Raw genomic sequence first — 12,108 nt, forward strand, 5'->3', positions numbered from 1 at the left:
TCCTACTGCAGTACGAAATTAGTGAAAAGCAACTGTTCGATCACCACTTTGCCGAGCTCTTTCTGCGCCACTTCCTGCACGCTGGCGGTGGCCTTCTGCCGCAGCATTTCCTGACCGACCGGCGACGCGAGGGTCGCAAAGTCCTGCCCGGAGAACAGCATGACCAGGTTATTGCGGATGACCGGCATATGGACCTTGAGTGCATCCAGATCCGCCTGGTTACGGGCGAGCATGGTGATGCTCACTTGCATGTAGCGCTGGCGACCGTTCTGGTTGAAATTGGCCACGAAAGCCGGCGCCATCGACTCGAAAATCGCTGGCTGCTTGCCGACGGGAGCGGTTTGCGCCACGTCGGCGGCAGGCTTGCTCTGAGCGCTGTGCATGAAGTACCAGGTCGCCCCCACGGACACACCGATCGCCAGCAGCAGGGCCACCACGATCACGATAATCAGCTTGAGTTTGCCTTTGGTTGCGGGGTCTTTTACTGCTGCGTCGCTCTTCGCCATGCCAATAATCCGTCACTATTCGGGTTTTCACAGTCGCACGGCAAGGCAAGAGCAAGTGTTATGCCAGAAGTGTCGGAAGCAGAATGGCCGAGGCCGGGCGCAATTGACCAAACACCACAAACCAATGTGGGAGCGGGCTTGCTCGCGAAGAGGTCATCAGCTTCAACAAATCTGTTGCCTGATTCACCGTCTTCGCGAGCAAGCCCGCTCCCACAGGGTTTCTGTTGTGTTCGTCAGGCGTAGTAATCGACCGCGCTGGAGCCGATCACGCTGGTGGTATTGGCAGCCACCTCAGCGATGCCCGGAGCCATGTCGTCATCCATTGAATCGAGGCGACTGCCGCTGGCGCTGGTCCGCCCGCTTTGACTTTGCCGGGCTTGTTCCTGACCTTGCTGCGAACCACGGGACTGGTCCGAAACGTTGACATCGACCTGCCCCATGCCCTGCTGCGCAAACATGTCTCGCAAGCGATGCACCTGGCCGTCCAGCGCCTCACGGACACCCGGATGCGCACTCATGAACATGACCTGGGTCTGCTGGTCGGGAACCATGTTCACCCGAATGTCCAGACGCCCAAGCTCAGCGGGCTGCAACTGAATGTCCGCGGCCTTGAGATTGGCACTGGACAGGTACATGACCCGATTCACCACTTCTTCAGTCCAGCCGCTCTGGTGCATGGCGATCGGCTGGTTCACCGGCAAGGCATTGGCAGTCTTCGGTGTGGCCGCCTGGGTCAGCGCTGCCAGGCGGTTGGCGAAATCATCGACACGGGTGTCGCTGCTGGCGGCTTTGAGGTCCTTCAGACCGTCATCGATCAACCCGCTGAACGCCTTGTCGTCGCCCTGGCTGGTGCTGTTCTTGTCAGACTGAACATCCAGCATGGCCGCCATGCCGGCGGTAAAGTTTTGCGCCGATGTCAGCTCACCGTCAGCCTGGGCTTGCGCCTGTGTCGGAGCAGCCTTGGGCTGCGCCTGACTGGAGGCCGATACGTGACCGCTCTGCTCCATCGCCAGGCGCACTGCCGGCAACGCATCGAGAGGATCGGTCGAGGGATCGAAATCGCCATCGGTCGTGGCCAGTGCCGGTGCATCTGTAGTCAACGCCGTAGCGGCTGCGGCAACCGGCGCTTCAACGGCAGGCTGCACAGTGTCGGCAACGACGGGGGCTACCGGTGCCGGCACTACAGGCTGAAGGACTTGCTGCAATGAAGGATCAAGAGCCGGATCGAGCGGCGCGGCATCCACGACCGGAGTCTGATCCGCGTCTGACGCTTTATCGTCGGCGGACTTGCCGTCAGCCTGCACCGGCGTGTCGGCAGGCAAGGATTTGCCGCCATCGGCAACCACCGGTTCCCCGGCGGCAGATTTTTCGTCGCCAGCGTCTGTTTTTCCGGTGACATCAGCGGTTTTGTCGCGACCCGGCTTGCCCGAGGCATCCGCCAACGCACCGGGCTTGTTCTGGGCCTGACTGGCATAGACATGAGCGAAGCTTGCGGCCTTGTCCCCGGGCTCAGCGGCCAGTGCCGGAGGATTGGCGGACGCCGCTTGAGTCTTGGCCTGCCTGGAGGCCTGAAGCAGAATATCGGGGGTAACGGGCATGAAACGGTCTCCGCTGCACGGGGCTCGTAAGTACAGTTGGAAGAATTAACTGCAAAGGTCGAGCCAGTTTCACTCGAAGGAGAGCAAGTACCGCGAATGCTCAGATTTTCGCCGGGCAACGCTGTCGTTCAGCTTCGTACAGAGGCCGGATACCGGCGAATTCGCGGTCGATTTCACGGACCAGTTCCTGAACGGCGACCCATGGCAAATCTTTGGCCTGCTGTTCAAGTTGATGGCATAGCTCGGCCAGCCTGAATGCGCCCATGTTGCTGCAGCTGCCTTTGAAGCTATGGGCAGTTTCAACGAGCAGTGCGGCACTGTCAGCCGTTCTCAGGACTTTCAGGCGCTCTTCGGAGTCCGCAAGAAAGACATCCAGCAGATCCGGATAACCCTCTTCCATCACTTCGCGCAATGCACTCAGCACGTCGCGATCCACATGTTTGTCGTCCACTTGCTCACTCCCTGATCAAGAATGCGCGGAGTATGCCTGAGCCTCCCAGATAAACTCCACGCGTGCACTTCGACCATCGTCGGCCCAGCGGGCATTACGCCCCAACTGGCGGATCAGACTGACCCCACGTCCCGACAGGCGGATGTCATCCACCGGTCTTGCCATCACCCGCTCGACATCAAAACCCTTGCCGCTGTCTTCGATGTGAATCGTCAGGCAACCGCCGTCGTCTGTTGGTGTCACCTGAAAATGCAACCGAACATAGCCTTCCTGCAGCTCGTCCAGCCGGGTATTGCGCTCCTGATAATATCGCGCAAAACCCGAGGCATTGCGCTTGAGGCTTGAATCCAGCCCCAGTACGCCATGCTCCAGCGCATTCGAATAGAGCTCCGCCAGCACACTGTAGAGCGCTCCGCTTTGCGCCCGAAGACCATGGACCTCAAGCAGCAACTGCAACAGGTAGGGTAACGGATTGAATCGCTTGAGCGTGGCGGCGCGAAACTCGAAACTCACCGACCAGTCCAGCGGACAGGACTGACCGCTGTCGGAGTAGACCAACGCCGGTGCAGTGATCTGTGCCGGCTCCAGCAGGCTGATCTCGACCATGCTGACATCGTCGCGGGCTTCTCCGCCGAAATGACGCAGCGCTTGCTTGATCTCTTCAAACAGCGCATCCGGCTGGCGATTGGCGGCAAACACCTGCTGCAATCGCTGCACGCCAAATAACTGATCATTGGCGTCGCAAGTGTCGATCACACCATCGGAGAGAAGAAACACCCGATCCCCGAGCGCCATGGGAAACACGTCGGTACGCTCATCGAAGGATTCCGGGCTCAGCACCCCCAAAGGCAGGTGCCGCGCCGGCAGAGGTGTACGCTCGCCACTGGCAATGCGGTGCAGGTAACCGTCCGGCATTCCGCCGTTCCAGACTTCCACTGAACGACGCTGAAAACTCAGGCACAACATCGTGGCACAACAGAACATGTCCACCGGCAGGATGCGCTTGAGCTTGGCATTCATCTCGCGCAGGGTTTCTGCCAGGCCGTAGCCCTTGGTGGTCATCCCGTAGAAGACTTCGGCCAAGGGCATGGCGCCCACCGCCGCCGGCAAGCCGTGGCCGGTAAAGTCGCCCAGCAACACATGCATGTCTCCAGCCGGCGTGAACGCGGCCAGCAACAGGTCGCCGTTAAACAGCGCATAGGGCGATTGCAGATAACGGATATTCGGAGCGGCATTCAGGCAGCCCGAGTGCGCCACCTTGTCGAAAACAGCCTTGGCCACGCGCTGCTCGTTGAGCAGGTAGTCGTGATGCCTGGCGATCTGGTCACGCTGTTGCAGCACGGTATCCTGCAAGCGCCGCAAGCGATCCATTGCCTTGATCTTGGCAGCGAGAATCACCTGGTTATAGGGTTTCGCCAGAAAGTCGTCACCGCCGACCTCCAGACAACGGGCCAGGGCTTCACTCTCGGACAATGAAGTGAGGAAGATGATCGGCACCAGGGTTTCCCCGGCCAGGGCCTTGATTTGCCGGGCCGCCTCGAAGCCGTCCATGACTGGCATCATCGCATCCATCAACACCAGGTGCGGTTGCTGCTGGCGAAACGCGTCGACCGCTTCGATGCCGTTGGCCGCCGTCAGCACTTCGTGCCCCTGGCGGCGCAGGATGCTCGACAACAGCATGCGATCGGCGGCGCTGTCCTCGGCAATCAGGATCGTCAGCGGCTCCAGTGGCTGCATGGCAATCAACTGATGTCGAACAGCTTGTCGAAGTTGGAAATGGCGAGGATTTTGCGCACGTCGGTACTGCTGTTGATGACGCGCACATCGGACTCATCGCCACCGGCGTGATCGCGTAGCAAAAGCAGCATGCCCAGGGCCGAGCTGTCGAGGTAAGTGGCGTCTTTCAGGTCGACCACAACCGCCGATAGCTTCTTATCTTCGTAGGACTGACGAAATTCCTGATGCTTGGCAAAATCGAAACGACCCTTGACCGAAATCGTCAGCTTTCGCCCATCGGGTGAGACTTCTGCAACAACTGGCATGTCATGGCTTCCTTGTCATTGGTAAACCTGCTTGTACAAGGTTTAGCAGTTGGTAGAGGTTGGGGCAAGGCTGGAAACCTGTGGGAGCGTGGCTTGCCCGCGATGAACGATAACGCGGTCCACCTGATTCAATTCAATACTGATCCTGCCGCGGTAAGCGCTGAGATAATTCGTCCAACAACTTTTGCTCGCGCTTGTCTTCAAGCGCCCGCGCTTCATCGGCATAGCGCTGAACCAGCTTACGCAAACCTTCGACCCGGGCAAACGCCTGTTGCCAGGTTTCCCGGGCCTTGTTCAGATTGTTCTGATGCCAGGCCAGGCTTTGCCGCTGCTGGTCGATGGCCGTGCCCAGTTGCGCGAGAAAGCCCTGATAGCCCAGCAGCCATTGCCCCGAGACGCCGCCACTGCCGCGCACGATCCATTGTTCCTGATAGTCGAGACGGAAGGCTTCGAGATCGGCGAGTTTACTTTCCGCCAGGCGAACCTGTCCTTGAAAATGTCCCAGGCGCTGGACTGCGGTTTTCTCGGCCTTTTCAGCCATTTGCACCACAGGCGCCAGCCTTCCTGCCCGACTCTGGGCCATGACCGCTTAGCCGCCTGCCGCGGGCGCGAAGATCGAGGCGAGATACGCTTCGCTTTCGCCCAGGCTGATGCTGTCGTTGAGGCCCTGGCGCAGGTACTTGACCAATTGCGGTTGCAGGGAAATCGCCAGATCGGTCTCACGGTCGCCGCCAGCGACATAGGCGCCAACACTGATCAGGTCGCGGCTTTGCTGATAACGCGACCACAGTTGCTTGAAGTACTGTGCACGGGTCATATGTTCCGGCGATACCACCGCCGGCATGACCCGGCTGATGGACGCCTCGATATCAATGGCCGGGTAATGCCCTTCCTCGGCCAGGCGCCGGGACAACACGATGTGTCCGTCGAGCACGCCCCGCGCCGAGTCGGCAATCGGGTCCTGCTGGTCATCGCCTTCGGACAACACGGTGTAGAACGCGGTGATCGAACCACCGCCCTTCTCCGCGTTGCCGGCCCGCTCTACCAGTTTCGGCAGCTTGGCGAACACCGATGGCGGATAGCCCTTGGTCGCCGGTGGCTCGCCGATGGCCAGGGCGATTTCCCGCTGGGCCTGGGCGAAACGGGTCAGAGAGTCCATGAGCAGCAGGACATTCTTGCCCTTGTCGCGGAAATACTCGGCAATTCGTGTGCAATACATCGCGGCGCGCAGACGCATCAGGGGCGCATCGTCCGCCGGGGACGCCACCACCACTGAACGCTTGAGCCCTTCTTCACCGAGAATATGCTCGATGAATTCCTTGACCTCACGACCCCGCTCACCGATCAGCCCGACGACGATGATGTCGGCCTCGGTGAAGCGCGTCATCATCCCCAGCAACACCGATTTACCCACGCCGGTACCGGCAAACAGGCCGAGCCGCTGACCACGACCGACCGTCAACATGCCGTTGATGCAGCGGATACCGACGTCCAGCGGCTCGCTGATCGGCTCACGCTTGAGCGGGTTGATGGTCGGGCCATCCATCGGCACCCAGTCCTCGGCTTTCATCCCGCCCTTGCCGTCCAGTGCACGACCGGCGCCATCGAGCACCCGCCCGAGCATGCTCATACCCATCGGCAAGCGACTGCTGTCCGACAGGGGAACGACGCGGGCGCCGGGAGCGATCCCGGCGACGCTGCCGACCGGCATCAGAAAGACCTTGCTGCCGGAAAAGCCCATGACTTCGGCTTCGACCTGCACCGGGTGATAACTGTCGTCGTTGATGACCATGCAACGGCTGCCCATGGCAGCGCGCAGGCCCTCGGCTTCGAGGGTCAGCCCGACCATGCGTAGCAAGCGACCCTCAAGGATCGGCGCTCCGGCCAGCTCAGTCGCCTCGGCGTAACTGCCCAGGCGCTTGGCGAAACTGGTGCGTTCAAGGCGCATCGGGCGCATCCGGTTCTGGCGCGGTAGCCGGTTTGCTGTCGATCGGCAACTCCAGGCTCAAGTCCGGCGCGGCCGGGTGCAAGGACTGCTCGTGCAACTGATCGAACAGCTTGTCCATCACCCGCGCAACGCGAGTTTCGACTGTGGCGTCGATGCGACTGTGTTCTGTCTCGACCCGGCAACCGCCGGGCAACAACGATTCGTCCTCGACGATGCGCCAGGTTTCTTCATGGCGTTCGCGAAGGGCTTTGACCTGTTCGAAATCCTGCGGATGGATGTACAGCCGCACATTGCCCACGCCCAAAGGCAAGAGTTTGAGGGCTTCACGCATGACGTGTTCGATCTGCGTCGAGTCGATGGCCAGTTCGCGCTGGATCACCTGTTTGGTGATGTGTTGCACGAGGTCGACCAGGGACTTTTCGATCTCGGTATCCTGCTCGGCGATGGGCTCGAACAGGTGCGCCATCAGTTGCTCCAGACCGGCGATCTTGGCAGCCAGCGCTACTTCGGCTTCCTGACGGACCTTGAGCGTGGTGCTGTGGAAACCTTCCTTCTCACCCACCGCGAAGCCTTCGTTGTAGGCTTCCTGGCGAATGCTTTCGAGCTCTTCGAGGGTCAGCGGCTGGACTTCCTCCAGCGGCACTTCCTCCATCTCCGGCGGCTCGGGTTCCGGCTCAGGTTCCGGCTCGGGTTCCGGCGGATCGAAACTGGGCAGCGCCCAGGTATCGAAGCCACTGACATCCCTGGCCCGGATCAGGTCAGTGGGTACATCATCATTCTTGACCATGGTGTTAGATCATTTCCTCGCCGCCCTTGCCGCCGAGAACGATTTCTCCGGCTTCGGCCATACGGCGGGCGATGGTGAGGATTTCCTTCTGCGCGGTTTCCACGTCGCTGACGCGCACCGGGCCTTTGGCTTCCAGGTCGTCGCGCAAGAGTTCGGCCGCACGCTTGGACATGTTCTTGAAGATCTTCTCCTTGACGCCTTCGTCCGAACCCTTGAGGGCCAGCACCAGCACATCGGAAGACACCTCGCGGAGCAGCGCCTGGATGCCGCGGTCGTCGACGTCGGCCAGGTTGTTGAAGACGAACATGAGGTCTTCGATCTGACCGGACAGGTCTTCGTCGACTTCGCGAATCGAATCCATCAGTTGACCTTCGATCGAACTGTCGAGGAAGTTCATGATGTCGGCCGCACGCTTGATGCCACCCAGGGTGGTGCGCGAGGCATTCGAATTGCCGGAGAACTGTTTCTCGAGAATCTGGTTGAGTTCTTTCAGGGCCGCTGGCTGTACGGTGTTCAGCGAGGAGACCCGCAGGATGATGTCCAGTCGAACCTTGTGGTCGAAATTGCCAAGGACTTCACCGGCCTGGTCCGGGTCGAGATACGCCACCACGATTGCCTGGATCTGCGGGTGTTCATAACGGATCACATCGGCGACGGCACGCGGCTCCATCCACTTCAGGCTGTCGAGGCCGCTGGTGTTGCCACCGAGCAGGATGCGGTCGATCAGGCCGTTGGCCTTGTCTTCGCCCAGGGCCTGGGTGAGCATTTTGCGCACATAGTCGTCGGAGCCGACGCCCAGGCTGGTCTGGTCGCCGACGATATCGACGAACTCGCTCATCACCTGCTCGACCTGCTCGCGGTGCACATTCCCCATCTGGGCCATGGCCACACCCACGCGCTGAACTTCTTTGGGGCCCATGTGGCGCAGCACCTGGGCCGCGTCGGTGGAGCCCAGGGACAGCAACAGGATTGCGGCCTTGTCGACCTTGGACAGTTTGGCGGCAACGGCTCGGTTATCACTCATCTGCGTTAATCCACTCTTTCACGACCTGGGCCACACGACCCGGATCTTCTGCCACCAGACTCTTGATTGCGTTCAACTGAGCGTCATAGCCTTCGCTCGGGCTCGGCAGCAGAATGCTTTGCGGGCCGCCGAGGCTGACGCGGTCGTTGGCCAACTCGCCATCCAGACCGCCCATGCCGCCCAACTCGACATCGCTACCGATACCAGCCAACTGTTTGCCTTTGCCGCCGCCGGTGATGTTGTTGAGCACTGGACGCAGCACGCCGAACACCAGCACCAGGATGAACAGCACACCCAGCACTTGCTTGACGATGTCCCAGAACCACGGCTGGGAGTAGAACGGAATATCGGCAATCACCTCACCGCGCTCGGCGGAGAACGGCATGTTGATTACGCTGACACTGTCACCACGGCTGGCATCGAAGCCGACCGCGTCCTGAACCAGACGAGTGAAGCGCGCCAATTCATCTGCGCTCCACGGCGCACGGGTGGTTTCGCCATTGGCCGGGTTGATCTTGACCTGATCATCGACCACCACCGACACCGACAGGCGATTCAATCGCCCCTGTTGCTGCTTGGTATGGCTGATGGAACGGTCGAGTTCGAAGTTTTTGGTGGATTGTTGACGCTTGTCCGCCGGGTACGGTGCGAGCATTGGCTGACCGGTGGCCGGGTCCATGATTTGCTGGCCGTTGGCATCGATCAGCGGCTGGCCTGGCTGCACCATGCCGGCCGACGCGGTAGCGCCGCCAGTGGTTTGCGGCGCGGAGGCCGGCGATGGCGGCTGGTTGCTCAACGCCCCCGGCACACCTTGCGGGCCGTTGCTGGCGGTACGCTGTTCGTTGACCGACTGTTCGCTGCGCAGGGCAGGCTGGTCCGGATTGAACTGCTCGGAAGTCGATTCTACGGCGCTGAAGTCCACGTCGGCCGAGACTTCGGCCTTGTAACGATCGTTGCCCAACACCGGCTGCAGGATGTTGTGCACACGCTGGGTGAGCATGCTTTCCATGCGACGGCTGTAGTCGAACTGCTTGCCGGCCATGGTCAGTTCGGAGTTTTCCGCCTGATCCGAGAGCAGGTTGCCCTTCTGGTCGACGACGGTGATCTGCGACTTGCTGAGTTCGGGAACGCTGGTCGCCACCAGATTGATGATGGCCACGACCTGGCCTGGTTCGAGAGAGCGACCGGAATAGAGCTCAACCAGGACCGAAGCGCTAGGCTTGCGCTCGTCGCGCACGAACACCGAACTTTTCGGGATCGCCAGGTGCACACGGGCACCCTTGACGTTGTTCAGGCTGGAAATGGTGCGGGCCAGTTCGCCTTCGAGGCCGCGACGATAACGGGTCGCTTCCATGAACTGACTGGTGCCCAGCCCCTGTTCCTTGTCGAGGATTTCAAAGCCGATGTTGCCATCGCTGGGAGTGACACCAGCAGCCGCAAGCTTGAGTCGCGCACGGGACAGGTCATCGGCCTTGACCAGCAAGGCTCCGGAATTGGGTTCGACGGTGTACGGAATATCGGCGGAGGCCAGGGTCTCCATGACCTGCTTGGCGTCCATGCCGGCAAGGCTGCCGTACAGAGGCCGGTAGTCCGGTTGCTGGGACCACAACACCACGGCAAAACCAATCGCCACGCTCGCAGCCAGGCCGACCAACAGGCCCACCTGACGCAACATGGTCATCTCGGAGAGGTTTTCCAGGAAGGACAACCCGAACAGCGGCGGCTTGCCGTCTATCGAAGTGGCCTTGGCCGGAACGTTATCGGCGACTGCTTCTGCCATGACTCAATCTCGTCCTTTAAACCGGCATCTGCATGATGTCTTGGTAAGCCTGAACCAGCTTGTTGCGCACCTGGGTCAACGCCTGGAATGACACGCTGGCCTTCTGCGAGGAAATCATCACGTCGGTCAGGTCGACGCCGCTTTTGCCGATTTCGAAGGCACTGGCCAACTGATTGGAAGCCTGTTGGGTGTCGTTCACTTTATTGACGGCCTGACCGAGCATGTCGGAAAAGCTGCTACCCGCCACTTCAGGGACGGCAGCCGACTTCGGAGCAGACATGGCGTCCATTTGCATGGCACGCATATCCAGCATCAACCGATTGAATTCAATACCTTGGCTCATGGTTTCTCTCTTTGACGACCCGCAATTTTTTGACACTCACTCGGCGGGTATTGAGGTGTTAGCAACAAGGGTGCCAGCTCCGTGACTGCTCTAAACAAAAGCCAATACCACCGCAAAACAAATGTGGGAGCGGGCTTGCTCGCGAATACGGTTTTCCATTCAACAGAGATGCTGACGGGTCTCCAGCTTTCGCGAGCAAGCCCGCTCCCACATTTAGATCAGTGTTGACTCCGTCAACTTTCAGGTGGAGAACAAGCAGCCTTCCACATCCATGCCGGCATCGCGCATCTGCGCCAGCTTGTAGCGCAAGGTCCGCGGGCTGATACCCAGGCGCTCGGCCGCTTCTTTCCGACGACCGCGTTCGGTGCGCAGGGTATCGATGATCATCTGGAACTCATGGCGACGCAGATCATCACCCAGCGCACCGGCCGACTCGGACTCGACCTCCACAGGACGCACCGAAGCCTGCGCCAATGCCGGCAATAGTGCGCAAGTCACCGACCCGGCCAGGCAGAAATCCTGCGGCCGGATCAAGCCGCCTTGCTGCAGAATCAGCGCACGCTGAATCGCGTTATCCAGCTCGCGCACGTTACCCGGCCATGGATAACCGATCAGGCACGCCTGGGCCTCGGGCGACAATCTGGCCGCCGCATGCTTCATTTTATTGACGTGTTTGGCCAGCAGACGCTCGGCCAGTGGCAGGATGTCGGCGGTGCGCTCGCGCAACGGGCGCCAGGCCAGGGGAAACACCGACAGGCGATAATAGAGATCTTCGCGGAAGCGCCCCGCCGCCACCTCACCCGCCAAGTCGCGATTGGTGGTTGCGACCACGCGAATATCCAGCGTGATCGGCTTGCGCCCCCCGACCCTTTCGACCTCGCGCTCTTGCAGCACGCGCAGCAATTTGGCCTGAAGCCCCAGGGGCATTTCGGAAATTTCGTCGAGCAGGAGGGTGCCGCCGTCGGCCTGCTCGAACTTGCCGGCTTGCGCGGCAATGGCGCCGGTGAAGGAACCCTTCTCGTGACCGAACAACGTCGCTTCGAGCATGTTGTCCGGAATCGCCGCGCAGTTGATCGCAATGAACGGCTGGCTGGCGCGATGAGAATGCTGATGGATGTAACGCGCCAGCACTTCCTTGCCCGTGCCCGACTCACCCGATATCAACACCGTGGAATCGCTACGTGCAACCCGTGCCGCCAACTCGAGCAACTGTGCGCTCGCCGGCTCGAACGCCACTGGCCCTTCACCCTCGGTCAGGCCCAGACTGCCCAAGGCATGACGCCCCACCAGATCGAGCAACGCCTTGGGCTCGAAGGGCTTGACCAGGTAATCCGCGGCGCCCTGGCGCATCGCATCGACCGCACGCTCGACCGCACCGTGAGCCGTCATCAACAACACCGGCAATTGCGGCTGCCGTGCTCGCAACATGCCCAGCAACTGGTGGCCGTCCATGCCCGGCATGTTGACGTCGCTGACCACCAGGCTGAAGGCCTCGCCGCCGACGGCAGCCAACGCCTCCTCCGCCGACCCCACCGCCTTGTAATCGTGCCCCGCGAGCATTAGCGTATCGGCCAGCGCTTCGCGCAACGCACGGTCATCCTCGACCAGCAGAACCTTGATACCCATCTG

General features: G+C 60.7%; 12 protein-coding genes. All 12 read right to left on the reverse strand.

The genetic code is table 11. The annotated features are described in order from the left end of the window. Positions 1-2 precede the first annotated feature (2 nt). Positions 3-506, reverse strand: a complete 504-nt coding sequence (fliL, locus tag ABIA48_RS06820) for a flagellar basal body-associated protein FliL (RefSeq protein WP_007983375.1) — start codon at positions 504-506, stop codon at positions 3-5. A gap of 233 nt (positions 507-739) precedes the next feature. Continuing rightward, a complete protein-coding gene (locus ABIA48_RS06825; RefSeq protein WP_429487484.1) occupies positions 740-2,104 on the reverse strand; it encodes a flagellar hook-length control protein FliK in 1,365 nt (454 codons plus the stop codon). A 100-nt stretch (positions 2,105-2,204) separates the two neighbouring features. After that, entirely contained in the window at positions 2,205-2,555 is a 351-nt protein-coding gene (locus ABIA48_RS06830) for an Hpt domain-containing protein (RefSeq protein WP_429487485.1), read from the reverse strand. Between the two features lie 15 nt (positions 2,556-2,570). Further along, positions 2,571-4,292 (reverse strand): ATP-binding SpoIIE family protein phosphatase, encoded by a 1,722-nt coding sequence (locus ABIA48_RS06835; RefSeq protein WP_429487486.1) that lies wholly within the window; start codon positions 4,290-4,292, stop codon positions 2,571-2,573. 5 nt (positions 4,293-4,297) lie between these two features. After that, positions 4,298-4,597, reverse strand: a complete 300-nt coding sequence (locus ABIA48_RS06840; RefSeq protein WP_429487487.1) for an STAS domain-containing protein — start codon at positions 4,595-4,597, stop codon at positions 4,298-4,300. A gap of 133 nt (positions 4,598-4,730) precedes the next feature. Beyond that, on the reverse strand, positions 4,731-5,180 hold the full coding sequence (gene fliJ, locus ABIA48_RS06845) for a flagellar export protein FliJ (protein WP_277535717.1): 450 nt from the start codon (positions 5,178-5,180) through the stop codon (positions 4,731-4,733). Positions 5,181-5,186: 6 nt separating this feature from the next. Then, entirely contained in the window at positions 5,187-6,545 is a 1,359-nt protein-coding gene (fliI, locus tag ABIA48_RS06850) for a flagellar protein export ATPase FliI (protein WP_429487488.1), read from the reverse strand. Further along, positions 6,535-7,332, reverse strand: a complete 798-nt coding sequence (gene fliH / locus ABIA48_RS06855; RefSeq protein ID WP_429487489.1) for a flagellar assembly protein FliH — start codon at positions 7,330-7,332, stop codon at positions 6,535-6,537. The genes fliI and fliH overlap by 11 nt, the downstream gene beginning before the upstream one ends. A gap of 4 nt (positions 7,333-7,336) precedes the next feature. Further along, on the reverse strand, positions 7,337-8,356 hold the full coding sequence (fliG, locus tag ABIA48_RS06860; RefSeq protein WP_007983391.1) for a flagellar motor switch protein FliG: 1,020 nt from the start codon (positions 8,354-8,356) through the stop codon (positions 7,337-7,339). Continuing rightward, positions 8,349-10,136 (reverse strand): flagellar basal-body MS-ring/collar protein FliF, encoded by a 1,788-nt coding sequence (fliF, locus tag ABIA48_RS06865; RefSeq protein ID WP_429487490.1) that lies wholly within the window; start codon positions 10,134-10,136, stop codon positions 8,349-8,351. Before fliF ends, fliG begins: the two co-directional genes overlap by 8 nt. 16 nt (positions 10,137-10,152) lie before the next feature. Beyond that, positions 10,153-10,479, reverse strand: a complete 327-nt coding sequence (fliE, locus tag ABIA48_RS06870; protein ID WP_007983394.1) for a flagellar hook-basal body complex protein FliE — start codon at positions 10,477-10,479, stop codon at positions 10,153-10,155. Positions 10,480-10,719: 240 nt separating this feature from the next. Next, positions 10,720-12,105, reverse strand: coding sequence for a sigma-54-dependent transcriptional regulator (locus ABIA48_RS06875; protein WP_429487491.1), 1,386 nt, complete (start codon positions 12,103-12,105; stop codon positions 10,720-10,722). Between the last annotated feature and the right edge of the window lie 3 nt (positions 12,106-12,108).

Origin of the sequence: Pseudomonas sp. S30_BP2TU TE3576 (assembly GCF_050436025.1) — a bacterium.
Taxonomy (GTDB): Bacteria; Pseudomonadota; Gammaproteobacteria; order Pseudomonadales; family Pseudomonadaceae; genus Aquipseudomonas.

Bases quoted from the DNA above. Each gene is read 5' to 3' on its own strand.
- fliL (WP_007983375.1), bottom strand. From the start codon at position 506: ATGGCGAAGAGCGACGCAGCAGTAAAAGACCCCGCAACCAAAGGCAAA.
- ABIA48_RS06825 (WP_429487484.1), bottom strand. From the start codon at position 2,104: ATGCCCGTTACCCCCGATATTCTGCTTCAGGCCTCCAGGCAGGCCAAG.
- ABIA48_RS06835 (WP_429487486.1), bottom strand. From the start codon at position 4,292: ATGCAGCCACTGGAGCCGCTGACGATCCTGATTGCCGAGGACAGCGCC.
- ABIA48_RS06840 (WP_429487487.1), bottom strand. From the start codon at position 4,597: ATGCCAGTTGTTGCAGAAGTCTCACCCGATGGGCGAAAGCTGACGATT.
- fliJ (WP_277535717.1), bottom strand. From the start codon at position 5,180: ATGGCCCAGAGTCGGGCAGGAAGGCTGGCGCCTGTGGTGCAAATGGCT.
- fliI (WP_429487488.1), bottom strand. From the start codon at position 6,545: ATGCGCCTTGAACGCACCAGTTTCGCCAAGCGCCTGGGCAGTTACGCC.
- fliH (WP_429487489.1), bottom strand. From the start codon at position 7,332: ATGGTCAAGAATGATGATGTACCCACTGACCTGATCCGGGCCAGGGAT.
- fliG (WP_007983391.1), bottom strand. From the start codon at position 8,356: ATGAGTGATAACCGAGCCGTTGCCGCCAAACTGTCCAAGGTCGACAAG.
- fliF (WP_429487490.1), bottom strand. From the start codon at position 10,136: ATGGCAGAAGCAGTCGCCGATAACGTTCCGGCCAAGGCCACTTCGATA.
- fliE (WP_007983394.1), bottom strand. From the start codon at position 10,479: ATGAGCCAAGGTATTGAATTCAATCGGTTGATGCTGGATATGCGTGCC.
- ABIA48_RS06875 (WP_429487491.1), bottom strand. From the start codon at position 12,105: ATGGGTATCAAGGTTCTGCTGGTCGAGGATGACCGTGCGTTGCGCGAA.